The 21,575-nt window shown below is 58.1% G+C and carries 18 protein-coding genes; 5 read left to right on the plus strand and 13 right to left on the minus strand.

Going from position 1 to position 21,575, the window contains the following annotated elements:
• Positions 1 to 16 precede the first annotated feature (16 nt).
• Positions 17 to 649 (plus strand): TetR/AcrR family transcriptional regulator, encoded by a 633-nt coding sequence (locus BZL43_RS19910; protein WP_095633880.1) that lies wholly within the window; start codon positions 17 to 19, stop codon positions 647 to 649.
• Between the two features lie 83 nt (positions 650 to 732).
• Here the strand turns inward: BZL43_RS19910 and BZL43_RS19915 are convergent, their stop codons facing one another.
• From BZL43_RS19915 to hrpB, 9 genes are all read right to left on the minus strand, one after another.
• Entirely contained in the window at positions 733 to 1,563 is an 831-nt protein-coding gene (locus BZL43_RS19915) for a bifunctional 2-polyprenyl-6-hydroxyphenol methylase/3-demethylubiquinol 3-O-methyltransferase UbiG (protein WP_168185116.1), read from the minus strand.
• Positions 1,564 to 1,643: 80 nt separating this feature from the next.
• Positions 1,644 to 2,318, minus strand: coding sequence for a maleylacetoacetate isomerase (gene maiA / locus BZL43_RS19920; protein ID WP_095633882.1), 675 nt, complete (start codon positions 2,316 to 2,318; stop codon positions 1,644 to 1,646).
• Complete coding sequence (locus tag BZL43_RS19925; RefSeq protein WP_256582887.1) at positions 2,315 to 4,375, minus strand: FAD/NAD(P)-binding protein; 2,061 nt, start codon at positions 4,373 to 4,375, stop codon at positions 2,315 to 2,317. Before BZL43_RS19925 ends, maiA begins: the two co-directional genes overlap by 4 nt.
• Positions 4,257 to 5,111: an N-acyl homoserine lactonase family protein gene (locus BZL43_RS19930; RefSeq protein ID WP_095633884.1), complete on the minus strand. Its 855-nt coding sequence runs from the start codon at positions 5,109 to 5,111 to the stop codon at positions 4,257 to 4,259. Before BZL43_RS19930 ends, BZL43_RS19925 begins: the two co-directional genes overlap by 119 nt.
• Complete coding sequence (locus BZL43_RS19935; RefSeq protein WP_095633885.1) at positions 5,108 to 6,481, minus strand: KamA family radical SAM protein; 1,374 nt, start codon at positions 6,479 to 6,481, stop codon at positions 5,108 to 5,110. The genes BZL43_RS19930 and BZL43_RS19935 overlap by 4 nt, the downstream gene beginning before the upstream one ends.
• Positions 6,482 to 6,563: 82 nt before the next feature.
• Complete coding sequence (gene asnB / locus BZL43_RS19940; RefSeq protein WP_095633886.1) at positions 6,564 to 8,417, minus strand: asparagine synthase (glutamine-hydrolyzing); 1,854 nt, start codon at positions 8,415 to 8,417, stop codon at positions 6,564 to 6,566.
• Between the two features lie 116 nt (positions 8,418 to 8,533).
• Positions 8,534 to 10,051: an MFS transporter gene (locus tag BZL43_RS19945; RefSeq protein WP_095633887.1), complete on the minus strand. Its 1,518-nt coding sequence runs from the start codon at positions 10,049 to 10,051 to the stop codon at positions 8,534 to 8,536.
• A gap of 86 nt (positions 10,052 to 10,137) precedes the next feature.
• The gene (locus tag BZL43_RS19950; RefSeq protein WP_143517881.1) at positions 10,138 to 10,785 is read right to left on the minus strand and encodes a ferric reductase-like transmembrane domain-containing protein; all 648 of its coding nucleotides are present in this window, start codon (positions 10,783 to 10,785) and stop codon (positions 10,138 to 10,140) included.
• Between the two features lie 376 nt (positions 10,786 to 11,161).
• Positions 11,162 to 13,681 (minus strand): ATP-dependent helicase HrpB, encoded by a 2,520-nt coding sequence (gene hrpB / locus BZL43_RS19955; protein ID WP_095633889.1) that lies wholly within the window; start codon positions 13,679 to 13,681, stop codon positions 11,162 to 11,164.
• Between the two features lie 350 nt (positions 13,682 to 14,031).
• Here hrpB and BZL43_RS19960 point away from each other — a divergent pair, with 350 nt between their 5' ends.
• Both BZL43_RS19960 and BZL43_RS19965 read left to right on the plus strand, forming a co-directional pair.
• On the plus strand, positions 14,032 to 14,451 hold the full coding sequence (locus tag BZL43_RS19960; protein WP_095633890.1) for a polyribonucleotide nucleotidyltransferase: 420 nt from the start codon (positions 14,032 to 14,034) through the stop codon (positions 14,449 to 14,451).
• A 30-nt stretch (positions 14,452 to 14,481) separates the two neighbouring features.
• A complete protein-coding gene (locus BZL43_RS19965) occupies positions 14,482 to 15,375 on the plus strand; it encodes a cation diffusion facilitator family transporter (protein WP_095633891.1) in 894 nt (297 codons plus the stop codon).
• Between the two features lie 46 nt (positions 15,376 to 15,421).
• Here BZL43_RS19965 and BZL43_RS19970 read toward each other — a convergent pair whose 3' ends face one another.
• Complete coding sequence (locus tag BZL43_RS19970; protein WP_095633892.1) at positions 15,422 to 16,246, minus strand: DUF6515 family protein; 825 nt, start codon at positions 16,244 to 16,246, stop codon at positions 15,422 to 15,424.
• 435 nt (positions 16,247 to 16,681) lie between these two features.
• Here BZL43_RS19970 and BZL43_RS19975 point away from each other — a divergent pair, with 435 nt between their 5' ends.
• Both BZL43_RS19975 and BZL43_RS19980 read left to right on the plus strand, forming a co-directional pair.
• Positions 16,682 to 17,161: an Lrp/AsnC family transcriptional regulator gene (locus BZL43_RS19975; RefSeq protein WP_007894448.1), complete on the plus strand. Its 480-nt coding sequence runs from the start codon at positions 16,682 to 16,684 to the stop codon at positions 17,159 to 17,161.
• 212 nt (positions 17,162 to 17,373) lie between these two features.
• Complete coding sequence (locus BZL43_RS19980) at positions 17,374 to 17,583, plus strand: DUF2788 domain-containing protein (RefSeq protein WP_056855782.1); 210 nt, start codon at positions 17,374 to 17,376, stop codon at positions 17,581 to 17,583.
• On the opposite strand, the gene BZL43_RS19985 is transcribed toward BZL43_RS19980, so the two are convergent.
• From BZL43_RS19985 to BZL43_RS19995, 3 genes are all read right to left on the minus strand, one after another.
• Positions 17,578 to 18,219 carry a pseudouridine synthase gene (locus BZL43_RS19985; RefSeq protein ID WP_095633893.1) on the minus strand — a complete coding sequence of 214 codons (642 nt, stop codon included), beginning with the start codon at positions 18,217 to 18,219 and terminating at the stop codon, positions 17,578 to 17,580. The genes BZL43_RS19980 and BZL43_RS19985 overlap by 6 nt on opposite strands.
• Before the next feature lie 69 nt (positions 18,220 to 18,288).
• Entirely contained in the window at positions 18,289 to 19,788 is a 1,500-nt protein-coding gene (gene amn / locus BZL43_RS19990) for an AMP nucleosidase (RefSeq protein ID WP_168185117.1), read from the minus strand.
• A 120-nt stretch (positions 19,789 to 19,908) separates the two neighbouring features.
• Entirely contained in the window at positions 19,909 to 21,558 is a 1,650-nt protein-coding gene (locus BZL43_RS19995; RefSeq protein WP_095633894.1) for an acyl-CoA dehydrogenase family protein, read from the minus strand.
• Positions 21,559 to 21,575: the final 17 nt, after the last annotated feature.

The following is a 21,575-nucleotide window of genomic DNA, read 5'->3' on the forward strand; positions in this document are numbered from 1 at the left end:
CGGTAATACCCTCACCATGCCCAATACTGATCTATCCAAAAAAACTGCCAGCCAACCGGGACGTGGACGTCCGCGAGAATTCGACGTCGATACCGTTTCCGAGGTCGTCGCTCATGTCTTTTGGGCGCGCGGGTATCGTGGCACGTCTCTGGACGAAATCTGCAAGGCGACAGGGTTGATGAGGGGTAGCTTGTACGGCGCTTTTGGCGACAAGCATGGCATGCTCTTGGCCGCTATCGAGCATTACAGCAATGGTTCTATCGCTCAATTGGCGGCGCGACTGAACTCCATCGAGCCTGCGGATCAGGCGCTAAGGGCGGCGCTAATGCACTACACCCGCTCTGCTTCGGCGCTGGAAGAACTGGATGGTTGCTTCATCGTCAATACCACCCTGGAAATGATGCCGGAAGACACTGAACTGTATTCGCGGATCGATTCGTTCATGAGCCGGACTCTGACCTTGCTGACGGCAACGGTCATTCGCGGTCAGTCCGAAGGGGTGTTCAACTCGGCCCTGGATGAAAAGACCGTGGGGGATTTCCTTTTGTGCATGGTTCAAGGGCTGCGTGTGTTCGGAAAAATGGTACATGAGGAGTCTCGATTGACGGCGATCGTCGATATGTCCATGTCTGCCATTGCGCGCCGCTGACCTTCAATCGTTGCGCTGAGTGCACCCATGACCGCCCGCCCCGGGGGCGGCCATCGGCAGAGTTCCAGGTTCGTTTTAGCTCATCAGAGCTTTTTGAATACATATTGATAGACGCTGCTGGAGACCTTCAGCTCGCCATCCTGCAGGCAGTATTTCTCGATGAGTTCACGGGCAGCCTGCTTCAGGGAGTCATCGCCGATCTGTTGGGCGATGTTCTTGTAGCGCAGGGTGCGGGTATAAAAGTTCAGCACGGCGTCCACGTCCGGAAAGACCATGGTGCCATCGAACCAAGGTTTTTTGACCAGCGTCAGCGATGCCGGCACAAACCTCATGATGTTGGCTTCGCAAAAGCTATTGGTGCCTGGGGCGGTCAAGGCCGGGCCATCGAATGGGAAGCCAAGCGTGAGCAGGGCATGGTCCTGCAGTCGATTCAATTCGCTCATCCAGTCGAAGTCGGCAGTCAGCAGGGCGACGTGTCCACCAGGCTTGACCAATGTTGCCAGCTTCTCGAACGCTACTTTGATGTCCGGCACATGGTGTAGCACCAGATTCGCCAGAATAAGATCAAAAGCCTCTTGCTCAAAAGGTGCCTCTTCGATAGCCGACTGAATGAAGCGGTGATTGCCCGGCAAGGTTTCTACGCGTTGACGGGTGGCTTGTACCATCTCCGGCGAGATATCGATCGCCGTGATGTTAACGTCTTTCGACCGCGCCACTGCATCGCTAAAGCGACCCAGACCGGCCCCGGCATCCAGTACCTCCGTGAACGTCAATTCTTTGAGTTGCTCGGCATACCATTGGCTGATGGAGTTTTTAGCCAGTGTTTCCCACGAGTCTGACCGCTGTTTGTAGTCTTCTGTCGTTGCGTAATGCGCTTCCAGATGCTTGCGATCAAAATAAGTATTCAGGCCCATCTTGCACTCCTTGCTGGTTTTATTGAGGTATGAACGCGGTGTAGCCAGTGCAGCAAATGTTGTAAAACGGCCGGGGCAAGTCACACGCCCCGTGAGGTCGTAGCGTTCAATCGCTGCGCCGATACTGATTGGTTGCTGGGGTGTGCACGGATAAATGCCGGCTCGGCCATGCTGTTTTCGACGATTCGGGCCAGGTTCGGCCATTGATCAATTGCCAGTTCCAAGCGCTGGGCTGCGTATACCTGAGGTGTCAGGGCAATGTCGGCGAGTGTCAACTGGTCGCCATGAGCGAAGCGCCCGGTCATGGCGGAGCTACTAAGCAAGGTCTCGATGGCCGTGAAACTTTCGCCGAGCCAGTGGTGCTGCCACTGGCGAATCTGGCGCTCTTCGGCGCCTTGCTGTGTTCGCAGGTAGTGGCTTACGCGCAGGGTCGTGATGTGGTGAGTGTCGGCAGCGATGAGCTGGTACAGCGCCCGCACCCGTGCCCTGCCTGGTGAGTCTGGCGGTAGAAGAGGCATCTGCGGATAGACCTCGTCCAGATACTCGATAATTGCCTGCGATTGCGTCAGTACAATTCCGTCCAATTCAAGGGCCGGCACCAACCCTTGCGGATTGAGGCGCAGGTACGGTGCCTGACGCTGCTCACCACGGGTGAGGTCGAGCTCCACCGATACATAATCAAGCCCCTTGAGATTCAAGGCGATGCGCACCCGAAAGGTCGCCGATGAGCGATAAAAGCCATGCAATCTGATCAAGACATGCTCCTTGAAACGGGCGGCGCCGAATGGCTCAACTCGTCGTTGGCCGATACCGGGAGAGAAAGCTGGGGATGACTACTCATGGAGTCCCACAGATCCAGGACGCACCGTTGTGCATCGAGGGTCTGGCGTGAGGCTATTTCGGGGCGAGGCAAGGCATGAGTATAAAAATGTTGGCCTTCGACGGGGTAACCTATAGCCCATAGGCGTTTTTCAGGTTTGCCCTGCAAACCTACAGGATGCAGATTGGCGTCGATATCGATGCCGCCCGGGTGATAGTCGCCATTGCGATAAGGTTGAATCAGCCCTCGAGCCAGCAGGTTTTTCGTCAAAGCAGCGCCGTCGCTCAAGGGCGAGTAATTGTCCAGCCGCGCGACGACCAGCGCATCGGCGTAACGTCGCTCGGTGTGATGCGAGTAGTGGGTGTCAATCCTGAATTGGTTGCGGTCACCGTCCATGATCAATTGCGCCCCCGGACCACCGGCAATATCGATCAGGCCTGCCTCGCGCAATGCCAGGTATTCGAAGTTGCGCTGCCTTGGCGGTCCGAAGGAGACACGGTTAGTGATAGCGTTGAAATGCTCCACGAAGTATCGATGGGAGCAGGGAGTCAAGCCGCTGTATTCGACGGCCACCCGCAGCGCCTCACGGGTATCCCTCAACACATCGGTGGCGGCTTTCACCGGGCTGCCAATATTGCCTTTCAGGGCGTGATCCAGATCGTCACGAACTAGCGCTTCAAAGAATCGTCCAAAATCCTCCTGGCTGGCGAATGTCTGATCCTCGAGAGGCCACAGAATCCTGTTGATCGCCATAAGCTCTTCAGCACTTGGCACGAACCCTTCATGGGCAACAGGTTGGTCCGCGGCAGCTATTCGGTAGGCGTAGGCCATTTCCTTGATAATCAAGGGCAGCACATCATGGCGAAAATCCAATTGCGGACTGCCGGTGCGGGCCAGTACCTGTTCGCGTTGTGCCAGCATCGCGGCCGGGGTGAAAAACTGCGCCACGTGTTTACCCGTCAAACCTTTCTGATTGATGCCGCGAGCGGCAAATGGCAGGCAGTTTCGCGAAAACAGCAGCAAATTGGGTTCCTCGCCGGACGGCAGGTACTTCAATTGCCCCTGACGCTCGACGTAACGTCCGCCACGACCGAGCGTCAGCGCAGAAATGACATCGTGGGCGGTCAGGCCGAAGCCTTGAATGGCCACGGTAGCCTGTGGGGCAATATTACTCAGGCCCTGCACGGGATAAGGCGTGGAGAAATAACTCAGGTGCGGATTCCTGCTGGCCTGCTGTACGACAAACTCCGAAAACGCCAAGTCTTGAGCAGTCGGCTGACGGTTACCATGCCCCGTGGCAATCACGACGTAATCCACTTGGCTGACTTCATCGTTATCCAGGACCACTTCGTAGCCTGCGCGTCCAGGTATCAGATCGATGACGCGGTGGTGCCTTGGATTGAGGGTGATGCTCGATGGTAGTTGCTGCGCAAGATGGTTGTAGAACCATGCCAGGTATTCACCCAGCAGGCTGCGCGGCAGATGGTCCGCATCGGTTATAGGCTCACCAATATCGGAACCGGCACGGCAATATAATCCGTCGATGCGTCGGTAACCTTCCAGTTGCGCCCATTGCACCAGAGACAAACCCTGCCCTGCGCCTGCAATGCTGGACGGCGCGAACATCGTTACCTGAGACGACACCGTATTGATCAATAGGTGGTCCGGTTGCTGTGAATCGTGAACCCCCTCTCCAAAAGGCCTGCGGTCGAAGATCTCAACTTGTAACTGTTTGCCGGCCGGCATCGTGCGAGCGTGTTCCAGCATCCTTTCCAGCACCGTCAGGCCTCTTGGGCCCATACCGATGATCGCCACTTTTATGAGCTGCATCGTTCGAACCTCCAGGTTCTGCGCAAGGCCGTTGTGAACCTTTTCATTCTTTTGCCCAAGGGGCCGCATCAAGTGCCAAGGTGGAGACGGGATGTTTGTGCAGGGCGACGATGTTCGATTCGCCCCGCCAGGTCGGGAACCACAAGCGAACTGCCGGGTCATGGCCAGGAATGATGTGTTGCGGCCCATCAGCCAGATGTTCGATGCGCTGATGACCATCAAGCATGTCGGCCACATCAAGCACGATCGGGAATGGCCGGCGCGAGCGCAGGTTGTCCCAGTAATGAGCGGCATCGCTGGCCAACACTACAAAGCCGCGTTCGGTATATACCCTGACCACCTGCAGGCCTGCGGTATGGCCGCCCAGCAAATGAACGCTGATTCCGGGGGCAATGATCTTGTCGCCGTCGGCGAACTCCACCCGGCCGGCATACAGACGCTCGATAGCCGAGGCCACGTCGCGCGCTTCGAAGGGTTTGCGCAGCGGCAGATGGCACATGCATCGGCCGGTGCAATAGGCCATCTCGGCTTCCTGCAAATGCAGGCGGGCGTTTGGGAAAGCATCGATATTCCCGGCGTGGTCGTAGTGCATGTGGGTAATGATGATGTCTTGTACTGCAGTCGCATCAATGTCCAGGCGCTGCAACAACTCAACCGGCGAATGCAGGTATGTGCGCTTGCGACGCGCGGCCATTTCAGCATTGAAGCCGGTATCGACCAGAATGGTGCGCTGGCTATCCCGGATGACCCAGACATAAAAGTCCAGAGGCATCGAAATATCAACATGGGGATCGTCGCCCAGATAGTTTTCGGCGCTACGTCGTTCGCCATGGGTGGCATAGCGCAAGGCAAAAATTTCGTACTGGGGGATGTTCGCTTCAGGCGAAGAGGTATTCATTCCATGACTTCCAGCAGGTGTTCGTCGTCATCGATCAACTCGACCGGTATCACGTCGTCGTTGGCTGCAATGTGCTGTTCGAAGAAGAAGTGTTTTTCGCCAAAAGCCGGTACCAGATCATCAAGCCAGGTAGCATCGGGATCGAATTTGGCGAAAAACGGACGGCGCACCCACAACGGATTACGCGCTTGCAGGAACTGCAGAACGAACACCTTTTCCCCAGCGATTTCGGTTATTCCGTCGATCATCACCTTGCCGGGAAAGGCGCTCATCGAAGGGCCCCTTACGGTGCGGGCCAAACCCGAGACAATGCGGTAGGCCTGCGTGAAGATTTCATAGGCACGGGCCAGTGGCAGGTTGAAGTAGTCACTGGGGCCGGTGTCGCGCTCCACGAACATATAATAAGGAATGGCCCCCAATCGCACGGCGGTGGTCCATAACTCTGCCCAGTCTTGCGGTGCTTCGTTTACATGCCGGATAAGCGGTGCCTGAACGCGTATTGTTGCGCCGGTGGCAATGATATTGCGCACCGCCGCCTGTGCGATGGGGTGATTAAGTTCACGCGGGTGGTTGTAGTGGCCCATGATCGCCAGGTTCCGTCCGGCGGCGACGACACTCTCAAATAGCTGCAACAAGTCTTTTGAGTCCTTGTCGCTAATGAATCGCTGGGGCCAGTAGGCAACTGATTTGGTGCCTATGCGAATGTTCTGCACGTGGGCCAGTTCGTCAGTCAGCAATGGCTCTATATATGCCCTCAGCGCCCGTGCGCTCATGACCAGCGGGTCGCCACCCGTGAGCAGCACATCGGTCACTTCGGGGTGCTGCTTCAAATACTCAACCAGATTCTGGGAGCAGCGGGCATTGAACTTCAGGTCTTCCATGCCAACGAATTGCGGCCAGCGGAAGCAGAAAGTGCAATAGGCATGACAGGTTTGCCCGGCGCTGGGGAAAAACAGCACGGTCTCTCGGTATTTGTGCTGAAGACCCGCTATCGGCTGCCCGTTCAGGCGAGGCACGTTATGGGTCATCTGGCCCGCAGGGTGCGGGTTCATACGCTGGCGAATGGTATTCACCTGCGCATCAATGGTCGCCTGAGGCGCACTGGACGCCAGTAAATCGCGCAAGGCGGCGTATTCGTTTTCACGCAACATGTCGCGATGGGGAAAGGTCAGCCGATAAATCGGATCATCAGGGATGTTGTCCCAATCGATCAATTCGTCGAGCACGTAGTTGTTGACCCGAAACGGCAATACCAGGGAAACGACCTCAATAACCTCGCGCTGGTCCGCCGAAAAGCGCTCCCACTGCGGTGCCTTGCGTATTGTTTGCCGGGTATAGGGTTTGAACGCCCACACTTGATTATCTTCCATAAGCCCTCTCCTGAAGGATGGAAATCAAAACTAAAGGCCGGCAGGTGCCGACAGTTCCAGGGTTGTGAAAATGCGCAAGCGCTCAAAGCTCCAAAGTGACGTCGTATTCACTCAGCCAGGTGTTCAGCCCGATGGCCATTTCCATGCCGATCCGGTTCTGGCGTGCAGAGGAAGCACCGATATCGGTGTTCAGCACTTGCTGGATACGCTTGCTGTCCAGCAGTGGCTTGGCCGGTGCATTGGGGTCATTAGCAATCTGGCTCATCGATGCCCGAAGCTGTCGCTCGTAGGCCGGATCCTGAGTCGCGGGATAGGGGTTTTTGACACGGTCAAGAATGGAGGCCGGCAACAGATCCTTCACGGCAGCGCGCAGAATGCTTTTTTCCCTGCCATCAAAGGCTTTCATTTCCCACGGAATGTTGAAGGCATAATCGACCAATCGGTGGTCGCAAAACGGCACTCGAACCTCCAGCCCCACCGCCATACTCATGCGGTCCTTGCGGTCCAGCATGATTTGCATACAGCGTGTCAGATGGACATAAGTCTCTTGGCGCATACGTCGGTTAACCGCGCTTTCTCCGGCCAGAACCGGTACTTCATTGACTGCCTGGGCGTAGCTATCCTTGAGAAAAATCGGAATATCGAGCTGCTTGACCAAGCCGGGATCGAGCAGTGCCTTGCCATCAAAGTACTTGCCTGTGGCTGAAGTCATCCAGCCAAAAGTATTCTCTGCAATGGCTTGCGGGTCATGAAACCAGCGGTAGCCGCCAAACAGTTCGTCTGCTGCTTCACCCGACAGCGCGACAGTGGAATGCTTGCGCACCTCCTCAAAAAGCCGATAAAGCGAAGGCCACATGTCGCCCCAGAAAGCAGGCGGCAGGTCGAGTGCGCGCACCACCTTGGCATGCAGTTGGGGATCAGCCATCAGCGCACTGTCGAGAATCACTTCTTCATGGGTGGAGTGAATCTGCTCTATCAGCGCTCTGACGAAAGGTGCATCAGGCGTGAGGTTGAAGTTGTTGGCGACAAAGTCCTGGCCGTGGTCACGGAACTCCAGAGAGTAAGAGCGAATATTGCCTTTGCCGCTTTGCAGGAGCTTTTTTGACGCCAGCGCAGTGATGATCGAGGAGTCCAGACCGCCCGACAGCAGGCTGCACAACGGCACATCGGCTACTACCTGACGGCCGACAATGTCTTCCAGCAAGTCACGGGTATGGCTGATAGTTTGGCTAAGGCTGTGCTCGTGTTCACGGGCCTGCAGTTGCCAATAGCGTTGACTGGTGAGCCCGTTCTGTGTGACCCGCACCCACTCGCCGGGCAGCACTTCGCGCATGCCTTCAAAGATTGCATGACCCGGCGTCTTGACCATCTCCAGGATTTCGCGCAAGCCATCGGCCTTGACTCGGCGAGGCACCAGAGGGTTGGCAAGCAGCGCCTTTGGTTCGGAGCCAAATATCACCCCGTCCCGGGTCTGATAATAAAACAGAGGCTTGACGCCTGCGCGGTCGCGCACCAACAACAATTGCCAGGTCCGAATGTTCCAGATGGCAAAGGCATAGATACCGTTGAGCCGATCGACAAAGGCCTCGCCCCATTCCAGATAGGCCATCAGCACGACCTCGGTATCACTGCATGTCTCGAACCGGTGTCCACGAGATTGCAGTTCAGCGCGCAACGCCTGAAAGTTGTACACCTCACCACTGTAGGTAATGACGGCGGCATCTTGACCGGTCTTATCCTTGGCCAGCATTGGCTGACGGCCACCTTCAAGGTCAATGACCGATAGGCGCCGATGACCAAAGCCAACCGGTCCATCGATCCATAAGCCTTCGGCATCGGGGCCGCGCAACGCCATGGTATCGGTCATGTCCTGCAATACCTTGCGTTGCAAACGCAGATCCTGGCTGTACGAAACCCAGCCTGTGACTCCACACATACGTTGCTCCCTTTATTTTTTATTGTGTATGACCATGACAGAGGCGCACACGAACAGCCCCCGCTTAATAAAGCGGAGGCCGATATTTTTTAAAAAGCGTTTTCTATATCAACTACTTAGTTTGTTACCAGCAAGCGCTTGGGCGATGCGAATATAAAAATGCTGATCGCCGCTAATAACCAGACGCCCATACCGCCATATAACATCAGGATGCCAAACCCGTGGGTCAATGCGTCGTGAATAGCTGCCGCCGGCAATACGCTACTCAGTGCGGGACTTATAACCGTATTACCGGCAGCAATGGACTCAGCCAATGAGTGCACCTGTGCGCTGTCGACATCCGGTAGTTGTCGTTTTAATTGCGTATACACGGCTTGGGACAGAATAAGCCCCATCAGTGCAATATTGATGGCCAATGAAATCATACGCGCACTCATATCGATGCCCGACGCCATGCCTGCGCGGCTGCTATCCACTGAGCCGGTAGTGGTATTGGTGACCGGCGTATTGGTGATGCCCAGGCCGATGCCGGCAATCAGGCAGCCGGGCAACATCGTCAACCAACTGGCCTGTTCCAGGCTGCTGCCAAATTTCATCAGCATAAAGCCCAGGCCGATGGTAAACAGTCCGCAAGGAATCACGATGCCCGGGCGGTAACGCAGCGCGAGTCGCTCACCGACAGGCGGGAATACCAAAGTCGGCAAGGTATAGGCCAAGAGGGCCAGCCCCGCCATGACCGGGTCGTAGCCCAGGCCGCTCTGGAAATAGATGGGCAGGTAGATCATGAACGGCCAGAAGCTGAAGTTCATGCCGATAGACCCCAGCAGTGCACCAGAAAAATTCCGGATCTTGAACACCGAAAAATCGAACATCGGGTGAACATGGGTCTTTTCTGCGTACAGAAATAGCGCGAAACTAACGACAGTCGCAGCCAGGATAACAATGGCCTGTACGCTGTCGAAGCCTAAGTCGGGGCCTTGGGTGATGTAGAACGCCAAGCCGAATACTGCCAGTGACAACGTGACAATGCCCAGGGTGTCCAGCTTCCTGACATAGGGGTCGCGTGACTCTTTGACGCCGATGAACACCAGGAACAAGGTGACGATAGCGATTAGCACGTGAATCAGAAATACCCACTGCCAGCTGGAAACGGCCACGATCAGGCCACCAATGATCGGTCCAAAGCCAAGCCCCATGCCAAATACAATCCCCCAGGCACCAAAGGCCTTGCTTCTCTCGCGACCCTCCTGGAACTGATGAGAAAGGATCGCGACCTGAGCAATCAGCATCGCGCCTCCCGCCAGTCCCTGAAGGAAACGACTGACGATGAGAACCGTCACATCTTGAGCCACGCCGCAAATCAATGACGTAATACCAAAAGCCAGAATACTGATAATAAAGACGCGCCGACGCCCAAAACGGTCGGCCAGTGTTCCCGTCGCCATCATGATAGTTGTGCAGGCGATGGTATAGGCATTCATGATCCATTGCATTTGCTTGAAGTCGGCCTGCAATACTGCTTCCAGCCCAGGCAGAATAACCGGCACGCTGGATATCTCCAGGCCAAACATTAAAGATGCCAGGCAAATTGCCGCCAGGGCAACATTATTTTTAGATCGGTGCGAAAGAGGCACGATAAAGCTCCCTGCAATTTATCGAATAACGAAAATTGGCGTTGATTAAATAGATGGACGACAATTTACCGATAGCGCGAAACCATTCAGCGTGCAGCGGTGCTCTGTAATTTAAGTTGCGAGCGTCTGACCCAGGCCACACTTCGCAGGCCAATCACAATAAGCAACACGCTCATGCACAGAACGACGTGAAGCTCCACAGTCGGTCGATGCAGGGTGTAGATGACGAATGCGGAGACGAACATCGACCACAGATAGTAACTTCCCATCCGATGCAATAACTGCCAAGCGGGTCTTCCCATCCAGGTGACGGCTTGATCGAACGACGTGGCTACCATCACGTACATGAACAGATAGCCAATAGCGCCGAGGATGCTGAAGGCAAAGGATGGTTTGACGGTATCGAACAGCGCGGGCGCTGCGATGGCGAAGGCGACGACTGCTGCCATATGTACGGTGTGTGCAAAAGCAAAAGCCACGCCCAAATAGCGCCGGTTACGTTTAAGCCAGTGAGTCAAAGGTGCAGGCCATAGTGTCTGGACTGCGGATGCGGCGAATGCCGTGCAAAAAAGCACCAGCGCATAACGCGCAGAGAAGATGGCCACACCGCGCACACCGGTCACGTCGGGCTGGGCGCCCCAGATTGCCAAAGCGACAACCAAAACCACTGCCGTCAAGCTAGCGCACAGATACCAGCCTTCCTGCCATTTTCCATAATAGCTCGGAGTCGTCATGTCGACTGCTTCCAATGAATACACGTCCATGTTTTCGAATCAGCACCAGTAGGTAGTACCGATTGGATTTTTTGGATCCAATGATCCAACTGCCGACGAACATATGACTGAGCGTTCAATATGTCAAGATATGTAGAAGCGGTTCTCTTGAGAAATTCTGAGAGTTTTATTGATAATTTGTCGAAAAATAGGATGTTTTCGAAGGAAATACCCAACACAATTCAATTTTTTGTCGATTATTTATTGAATATTTATTCACTATATCTGTACGTAGGTCGGCAGCTTCTACAAATCCGAGGCCACATTTCAGGCAGGTCACAACGATGGGACAATCCAGAGGGAGATACCATTTCTGCGAAATGCGGGGTCTGGAAACTCAAGCTTTGCTTGGCTTGATCCGCGCAGTAGCTTCAGCCACTAATGGGTCATCCGGCCAATAATGCTTCGGGTATCTACCCTTCAAATCCTTCTTCACCTCGGCATACGTACTGCGCCAGAAGTTCGCCAAGTCCTGCGTCACCTGCACCGGCCGCCGCGCCGGGGACAGCAAATGCAGTTTGACCACCTGCCGGCCACCGGCAATGCGCGGGGTCTCGGCCAGGCCGAACAGCTCCTGCAGGCGCACCGCCAGAATTGGCGGCTGTTCGCTGTAATCCAGACGAATCGATGAACCCGACGGCACGCTCAAATGATGCGGTGCCAGCTCATCCAGCCGTTGCGGCAGCGGCCATGGCAACAAGTTATGAACGATGCTCGACAAGTCCAGATTGGCGAAGTGACTGAGTCGCGAGACTTTGCCCAGATACGGCATCAACCAGTGTTCGAGATTTTTGAGCAGTGTTGCGTCGCTGACATCCGGCCATTCACTCTCACCCTTGCTGCCAAGGTCCAACTGACGTAACAACGCCACCCGCGCCTGCCACTGACGCAGCTCTGGCGTCCAGGGCAACAGCTCCAGGCCTTTGCGCCGAACCAGGTTCACCAACGCCTGACTGCGGGCCGTTTCATCGAGCCCGGTCAGCGGTTCGCGGCTGAGGATCAATTCGCCGACCTTGCGCTGACGCTCGGCCCGCAGCACGCCTTCGCGCTCATCCCAATCCAGTTGATCGACGCAGCGCACCTGTTCGGCCAACACTGAGTCGAACAGCGCCGGATCAAAATCCGTCGCCAGATAAATCCGTTCTTCACGCTGGCCCTGACGACTGCCCAAATCGGCGATCACCAGCCACGGTTGCTTCATCAGGCTGTCCGCTTCGGCGAACAACGCTGCGCGACCATTCGCCAATCGATATTCAGCGCCACCGGCCCGCCGTTGTTGCGCAACTCGGTCGGGATACGCCAACGCCAGCAACGCGCCAAGCCAGCGCGGATGTTCAGGATCACTGACCGGTTCCGAAGCCTTGCCACGCAGATAACCGCGATACTGCCGCGCCAATTGTCGGGCCCGCTGAACACCGCCCTGCGCACCACGCGCGGCCCGTTCTTCGCCGGACAACAGCACCAGTCGGCTATGCAGATCCGCCCCGGCGCCACGCAAAATATCCCGCTCGCCGAGCAATGCCGCGACATCGCAGGCCATGTCGGCCAAGCCGAGCGCCTGACCACGTAACAGCAAATGAGCGATCCGAGGATGGGCTGGCAGTTCAGCCATGGCCTGACCGTGACGGGTCAGCGCCTCGCCCTCCAGCGCGCCCAAACGTTCAAGCAAATCCTGAGCCTGTGCATAAGCTGCTGCGGGCGGGATATCCAGCCAAACCAATTGCCCCGGCGTCACGCCCCAACGACCCAGTTGCAAGGCCAGCCCGGCAAGGTCCGCCGAGAGAATTTCCGCACTGGCGTAAGCTGCCAGTTGCTCGTGCTGATCCTGCGACCATAGGCGATAACACACGCCGGGCTCCAGACGCCCTGCCCGGCCCGCGCGCTGCGTGGCGCTGGCTTTGGAAATGCGCTGAGTGTCCAGCCGGGTCATGCCGCTGCCGGGGTCGAAACGCGGCACTCGCGCCAGCCCGGCATCGATCACAACGCGCACACCGTTGATGGTCAGGCTGGTCTCGGCGATGTTGGTCGCCAGCACCACTTTGCGTTTGCCGACGGGCGCCGGATCGATCGCCGCACGCTGCGCCGTCAGATCCAGTTCACCGTGCAACGGGCAGAGCAGAACCTGTGTGCTATTGCCCAGCGCATCGGCGAGTTGCTGATGCACCCGACGGATTTCCGCCTGCCCCGGCAGGAACACCAGCAGGCTGCCGGTCTCATCGTTCAGCGCGTCGAGAATGGTCTGCACCACCCGTGGCTCGATAAACTCACCGGGCTGAAAAGGTCGCCCCCAGCGCATCGCCACCGGGTACATGCGACCTTCGCTGCGCAGGATCGGCGCATCATCGAGCAACCCGGCCAGGCGTTCACCTTCCAGGGTTGCCGACATCAACAGGATTTTCAGCGGTTGGTCGTCGCGAAACAACTCGCGGCCATTGAGGCTCAGCGCCAGCGCCAGGTCGGCGTCGAGACTGCGTTCGTGGAATTCGTCAAAGATCAGCAGGCCCACGCCTTCCAGCGCCGGGTCATCCTGCAAGCGCCGGGTGAGGATACCTTCGGTGACCACTTCGATGCGGGTATTGGGGCCGACTTTGCTGTCGAGACGAATCCGGTAGCCAACGGTTTCGCCGACCTTCTCACCCAGTTCACTGGCCAACCGCTCCGCCGCCGCCCGTGCGGCCAAGCGGCGCGGTTCAAGCATCAGAATGGTCTGCCCGGCCAACCACGGCTCATCGAGCAAGGCCAAGGGCACGCGGGTGGTTTTACCCGCGCCGGGCGGTGCTTCGAGCACGGCTTCGTGGCGTGTAGCGAGGGCTTCACGCAGGGCGGGTAAAACTTCATCAATCGGCAAAGAAATCATGCTGGCTCCACAGGGCGTGCCCACAGTAAATTGCGAGTCGCGTTGAAGCTGTGGGCGTGCCAGGCAAGGCGCGGGACGCCGGTAAGGGTCGTTTCCTTGCCAAGTCCCGCAACGCAGCATGGCGCGCCCACAGCTTCAGCCCGGAGGGCCGAACCCCGATAACATCCATCAGTCGTTACGCGTTGTCGATCTGGAAAAAACAACTTCAATCCTCAGCCATTCCAGTGGGGGGTGAGACGCGACCGCAATTTACTGTGGGCACGCCCTGCCGCCGCGAGTATAACGGCCTTCGTCGCGGTCCTAATTCATATTGACGCCCCTTCGTTTCCAGATAACCCAGGAGATTTCACATGCGTGCTCCCTTTCGCTTGATCGGCGGTGTACTGGTCGCGAGCTTGCTGACCCAAATAACCGCCTGCGGCACGATTTTCTACCCCGATCGTCGCGGCCAGATCGAAGGCAAGATCGACCCGGTGATCGTCGCGCTGGATGCCGTGGGCCTGCTGTTTTATATCATTCCGGGGCTGATTGCCTTTGCGGTGGACTTTGCCACTGGCGCCATTTACTACGAGCCCGGCCGAACCGCCCAAGTGGCGCCGGAAAAACTCAAGGAAGCCATTGGTGCCGACGGTAAAGTCGATAACCACAAGCTGCAGACTATTCTGGAAACCGAGTTGGGCCGCCGCTTCCCGCTGGACGACCCACGTCTGATCCAGCACAAAGGCAGCGCCCAGCAACTGGCCATGTTCGGCCTGCAACCGGCCGCGTAATCGGTGCACCAAAAAGGAAAAGCCGCACTTATGACCAGCAGTACCGAACACGCCCGCCTGCTGCGGTTGGCGACGCGCGCCTCGGTGGCGGTGGCGTGCATATTGATCGTCGCCAAAGCCATCGCCTGGTGGTTGAGCGGTTCGGTGAGCATGCTCGCCGGGCTGACTGACTCGGCACTCGATGGCGTCAGCTCGCTGCTCAATCTGCTGGCCGTGCAATACGCCTTGCGCCCGGCCGACGACGATCACCGTTATGGGCATGGCAAGGCTGAATCATTGGCGGGCATGGCTCAGGCACTGTTCATTGGCGGCAGTGCGGTGCTGATTGCGTTGCAGGCGATCGAACGGTTGAAACATCCGGAGCCGATAGGCGCTGCGTGGCTCAGCATTGGGGTGATTGTGTTCTCCCTCGCCCTGACCATGGCCCTGCTGATGTTGCAACATCGGGTGATCAAGGCAACCGGCTCCAACGTCGTGAGTGCCGACTCCTTGCATTACCGCTCAGACTTGCTGCTCAACGGCAGCATTTTGTTGGCGCTGGTGTTAGCCGGTTTTGGCTGGCATCAAGTCGACCCCTGGTTTGGGTTAGGGATCGCCGCCTACATCCTCTGGAGCGCCATTCATATCGCCCGAGAAAGTTTCGCGGTGCTGATGGATGAAGAGCTGCCGCCGGGTGTCAGCCAGCACATGCTTGAACTGGCGTGCAGCGTGCCGGGGGTTTTGGGCGCCCACGATCTGCGCACACGCATTTCCGGCAACCAGTGGTTTGTGCAATTGCATCTGGAGTTGCCGGGAGAGCTGACCCTGTCAGTCGCCCACGGCATCAGCGATCAAGCCGCCGATGCGATTCATGCGGCTTACCCGCGAGCCGAAGTGCTGGTGCATGCCGATCCTATGAAAGCAGCTTCAAGCGACAAGCTTTAAGCTCCAGGCTTGAGGCTTGAGGCTTGAGGCTTATAGCTTGCAGCTGCTACTGAACCTGATAACCGCGACTGCTCAGGCAGTTGCCCTGGGCCTGTCGGTAGGCTTGCACCACCGACGGGGCCGGTTGATAGGTGACGGTGCGCGGATCGAAGCCGCTCTGCTCCACGGCCCAGCGATAGCATTCGTAACCGTCCCGACTGACCTCCTCCGGCGACTGGCCGTTGGCCGGATACGCCACCACGTCATAACCACTGCTCACCGGTTGCGGCTGCATGGGTGGCTCGACCACGACGTAATCCCGAGTGCTGTCCTGATAGGCGTAATACGCGCCGGCCGCCAGGAACAACAGCGCACCGCCGATCCACACTTCACGCGCGTAATCGGGCAAGTAGCTGACTCGAATCCCGCGCGGCGGCTGCACAACCACGTAACGTGGGCCGTGGGGGCGATACCAATAACCACCGGAATAGAAATACTCCTGGCCGCGATACGGCACGCGGTAGCTGCGCTCCGGGAAGCGGTCGATCACATACCCCGGACGATACTGCGGGCCGGGGCCCCAGCCATTGCCGCGCCCATCCGGGCGACCTGGCCAGGGACGATCATCATGACGTGGGCCCTGTCCGCCAGTCTGCCAGTGCTGGTTGTCATCATTGCGCGGCTGCTCGTCCTGATAGTAGCCACGGCGGGGCTCCTGGGTCTGGTACACCGTATCGGGCCTGCCCTGGATCGGCAGATTGTGACCCTGCTGATCCGCTCCACGCTCGCCGCCATCGGGACCGCGATATTGCGGCTCATCGGCCAGCGATTGCGCAGTGACACTCACACACAGCAAACCAACACCGGCCAAACGCCAGATGCGCGACTTCATGCTTTTCCTCACTGGGGGTCAGGGCCTGTACGCAAGATGGGGAAAACGCAGGCCGGCTCTGAAACAGGTTATCAGTCGCGCAACTTATTTATTTAGGGGCGCCCATAAATTCCGGGCAAGAAAAAAGGGAGACCCGTCGGCCTCCCTTTGAGAACTTCGTCCGTGCTCGACGCTTATGACGTCGGCTCACCTCACGCCGTCTTCTGGACAGTGTGTAGCTCGGGGGCCGACACAACCCCGGTGGGGGTGGCGACCGCAGCTGGCCTGATTGGGCGAGCCGCACTGGACTGTTTGTCCGAGCAGTGATTCTGGTGATAAGAATAGGCCGGGCGCACCGGCAGAGGATTGCGAAGATTGCTCAAATAAACATCACTTGCGCAATTTTTAACTCAGGATAGATAATCCGCCGCAATAGTTATGACAAAGGCCTGATTGATGAGCAAACTCGACCGATACGACCTGAGCATTTTGGCGGAATTACAACGTGATGCACGCATCTCCAATCAGGAGCTGGCCGAACGCATCGGCCTGTCGCCTTCGCCTTGCTCGCGGCGGGTCAAGCAGCTGGAAGACGACGGTTACATCACCCGCCAGGTCGCCTTGCTGGACCGCAAGATGCTCGGCCTGAGCCTGACAGCGTATGTGCTGATTGGCATGGACCGCCATACACCCGAGCGTTTCGAGAATTTCGAAGCCGCCATTCGCACCTTGCCGCAAGTACTGGAATGCAGTTTGGTGACGGGGATGGATGCGGACTATCAGCTCAAAGTGGTAGTGCCAGACATGGATCACTATCAGAAACTGCTGCTGGGGCATCTGACCCGGATTGAAGGGGTGACCAGCGTACGGTCGAGCTTTGTGTTGAATCAGGTGCTCAACAGTACCGAGTTGCCGCTGACGCATCTGCGCAGCTGAGAATGCCTTCGCGGGCAAGCCTCGCTCCTACAGGATTTGTGTCGGTCACGTTATTACAGTCGACACAAAACCCGTAGGAGCGAGGCTTGCCCGCGAAGAGGCCTGCACAGGCGACGAATAGCTGCGGCACACTGCCGCAGGTCAATGCCCCGCCAATTCCCCATGGCGTATACTCCAGCGCCTTTTAGCCCCACCTGCGCCGGAGATGTTCAATGGATCCTGCAGTATTCGAAGAGTGGATGATGACTGGACTGGTCAGCATCCTGATCATTTTCATGGGTTTCATCGTCTGGGATCTGGCGAAAAAATCCAAGGCCGGGCGCTTCGGCTCGTTCATTCTGTTCTTCGTACTGGGGCTGGGCGTGGCCGCGTTCGTGATCAAAAGCGTGGTCATCGGCATGATCGAATCCGGCACGCTATAAGCGCGCCGGCACTTCCTTCCACTGCCCCTGATCGAGCCCTTCGATCGACCAGTCACCGATTCTGACCCGCACCAGACGCAACGTCGGCAAGCCAACCGCCGCAGTCATGCGTCGTACCTGACGGTTGCGGCCTTCGCGAATCACCAGTTCCAGCCAACGGGTGGGCACGCTTTTACGAAAGCGCACTGGCGGGTTGCGCGGCCACAGTTGCGGCTCATCCAGTTGTCGCGCTTCGGCCGGTAACGTCATGCCGTCGTTCAGCTCGACACCGTCGCGCAATCGTTGCAATTGCTCAGCGCTTGGTTCGCCTTCGACTTGAACCCAATAGGTCTTGGCCAGTTTGTGTTTCGGGTCGGCAATTCGTGCCTGAAGCTGGCCGTCGTTGGTCAGCAACAGCAAGCCTTCGCTGTCGCGGTCCAGCCGCCCTGCCGGGTAAATCCCCGGAATCTCGATGAAATCCTTGAGCGTTGCCCGCCCTTCGCCGTCGCTGAATTGCGTCAGCACATCGAAAGGCTTGTTGAACAGAATCAGCTTCGGCTCGGCCGGCGGCGCTTTGGCGACACGGCGCGGGGCTGAAGAGGATGGCGCAGGCTTCACGCCAGGGCGGCGGGAAACGGGACGTGGAGGACGAGACATGAGCAAAGGAACATCTAACGGTCAGGGCTGCTAATGCTAGTAGCCTGACCGTTAAATGACCATCGCAAATCAGCGAAACGGTGGTTCGTCGAAGCTACGCAGTTTGCGCGAGTGCAGCGAGTTGAGCTCGGTGCGCAACAGATCCACCGCTTCGATGCCGATCTTCAAGTGCTGGCTGACCGCGCGTTCATAGAAGGCGTTGGCCGAACCCGGCAGTTTGATTTCGCTGTGCAACGGCTTATCCGACACGCAGAGCAACGTGCCGTAGGGCACCCGCAAGCGGTAACCCTGGGCGGCGATGGTGCCACTTTCCATGTCCACCGCCACGGCGCGGGACAGATTGATCAGCGGACGTTCCTGCGCCCAGCGCAGTTCCCAGTTACGGTCGTCGTAGGTCAATACGGTGCCGGTACGCAGGCGCTTCTTCAATTCGTCGCCCTTCTCACCGGTGATGTTGGCCGCCGCTTGCTGCAATGCCATCTGCACTTCAGCCAGGGCCGGAATCGGAATATTCGGCGGCACGACCCGGTCGAGAATCCCGTCGCGGCGCATGTACGCGTGGGCCAGCACGTAGTCGCCAATGGTCTGCGACTGACGCAAGCCGCCGCAGTGACCAATCATCAGCCAGCAATGCGGACGCAGCACCGCCAGGTGGTCGGTGATGTTCTTGGCGTTGGACGGGCCGACACCGATGTTCACCAAGGTCACGCCATGGCCGTCGCTGGCGATCAGGTGATAGGCCGGCATCTGGTAACGATGCCAGACCACGCCGGCGGCGATCGCCGACGCTTCGCCGTGATCCATGTCCTTTTCGATGATCACATTGCCCGGCAACACCATGCGCACAAAACGCGGGTCGTTGCGCAGTTGCGCCAGACCATGAACGATGAACTGGTCGACGTAGCGATGATAGTTGGTCAGCAGAATCCACGGCTGCACATGCCGCCAGTCGCTGCCGGTGTAATGCACCAGTCGACGCAGGGAGAAATCCACCCGTGCGGCATCGAACAGGGCCAGCGGCAGCGGGTCGGTATTTTCCCAGTCGTACAAGCCATCGGCGATGCCATCAGTGGCGGCCGACAAATCCGTACTCGGGAACACTCGCGCCAGCACCGCCGCCGTAACGCCAGAACCGGCCAGTTCATCGCCCTGCTCGACCACGTACGGATAAGGAATGTTCTGCTGGCTGACGCCGACTTCCACGGTCACGGTGAAGTCGTGCATCAACGGGACGAGTTGTTCCAGCAGGTATTTGCGAAAAGCCCGGGGATGGGTGACGGTGACGCTGTAGGTTCCCGGCAATTGAACCTTGGCATAGGCGCGAGTGGTCTGTGGGACTTCGCCCTGGCAAAGGTAAGTCAGACGCAACTCGGGATAACGAAACAGAGCCCGCTGTTCAGCGTCCGGCTCGACGCGATCCTTGAGATAACGCTTGAGCGCCTGATTCAGCGCGGTGGTTGCACGTTCGTGCAAGGCAGCAAGCCGATCCACGGCTTGCTCGGCGGTTTGAACGACAATAAACGCTTCGGTCACGATCAGCTTCCTGTGTTCTGACTTGCAGGCCTTCATCTTGCCTGCATCATCGCTTCACGGGAACAGTGGCGTGTTGGCTGCACATCAATTCAGAGGTACAGATAAATCCTGTGGGAGCGGGCTTGCCCGCTCCCACAGGTCGTGTGGTGTTTGTGGTCAAAACCCTTGCGGGGTCGATCGGGCGACGATTGCTTCCACCTCCAACCCGCGCGGCAACGTTCCATACACCCGACCCGTCGAACCGAGGCGGCTGACGATGAAGGCATCACTGACCGCCGCATTACCCGCTTCCAGCAACAGCTTGGCCTGAAGCCCCAAGGCGATGTCTTCGGTGAGCTGGCGGGCGCGGTATTGAATGTCGGCGGTGTCCTTGAACGCCGCCTGCAACTGGCTGATGTGCGCCGCCAGGCGTTTGTCGCCATGACCGTCGCCCAACTCGCTGAACAACACATCGAGCACACCCGGCTCTTTCGACAGCGCTCTCAGCACGTCGAGGCATTGCACGTTGCCGGAACCCTCCCACGTCGAATTGACCGGGGCCTCACGGTACAGCCGCGGCAGGATGCTTTCTTCGACATAACCGGCGCCGCCCATGCATTCGGCCGCTTCATTGATCATCGCGGGCGCGCGCTTGCAGATCCAGTACTTGCCCACCGCCGTCACCAGTCGGGCGAATTTCGCTTCGTGCCCCTCATCCAGATGATCCAGCGCCCGGCCCATGCGCAAGCTCAAGGCCAACGCCGCTTCGCTTTCCAGAGCCAGGTCGGCCAGCACGTTTTGCATCAAGGGTTGCTCGCTGAGCAATTTGCCACCGACCTTGCGGTGGGCGCAGTGGTGGCTGGCCTGGGTCAGGGCCTGGCGCATCAACGCACTGGAGCCGACCATGCAATCGAAACGGGTCATGGCGACCATTTCGATGATGGTTGGAACACCCCGGCCCTCTTCGCCAACCATCCAGGCCAGGGCGCCACGGAATTCCACCTCGCTGGAGGCATTGGACCAGTTGCCGAGTTTGTTCTTCAGCCGCTGGATGTAGAACTGATTGCGTGTGTCGTCCGGGCGATGGCGCGGCAGCAAGAAACAGGTCAAGCCTTTGTCGGTCTGGGCCAGGGTAAGAAAGGCGTCGCACATCGGCGCCGAACAGAACCACTTGTGGCCCACCAGTTCATACGCTTGACCGGGCCCACTGGCGCCGACCGGATACGCCCTGGTGGTGTTGGCCCGCACGTCGGTGCCGCCCTGTTTCTCGGTCATGGCCATACCGATGGTGACCCCGGCCTTGTGGGCCATGCCGACGTTGCGCGGGTCGTACTCGGTGGCGAGGATTTTCGGCAGCCAGTGTTTGGCCAGATCCGGTTGCAGGCGCATCGCCGGGACGCTGGCGAAGGTCATGGTCAGCGGGCAACCGCTGCCGGCTTCAGCCTGACTGTGCAAATAGGTCATGGACGCGCGGGCAACGTGGGCGCCCGGTTGCGTGTCGGTCCAGGGCAAGCCCGTCAGGCCATGCTCTACCGCCGTGCGCATCAATTCATGATAAGCCGGATGAAATTCCACCAGGTCGATGCGATGACCGTAACGGTCATGACTGACGAACACCGGTTTGTTCTGATTGGCGGCAAACCCCGCCTCCATCAGCGGCCCGCCGGCCAAGGCGCCGTAAGCATCGATCCGCGACTCGGCCCAACCGGCATCGAACCGCCGCGACCATTCCTGCAACGGCCGGTCGATGCGATAGAGGTTGGCGCCGTCCAGCGACGGCGGCTGATTGGTGACTTCGTGGGTTTCGGCGAACTGATGCAGGTTCATGACAGGGCTCCTTTGGT

This window comes from Pseudomonas sp. PICF141, from assembly GCF_002286815.1.
GTDB lineage: Bacteria > Pseudomonadota > Gammaproteobacteria > Pseudomonadales > Pseudomonadaceae > Aquipseudomonas.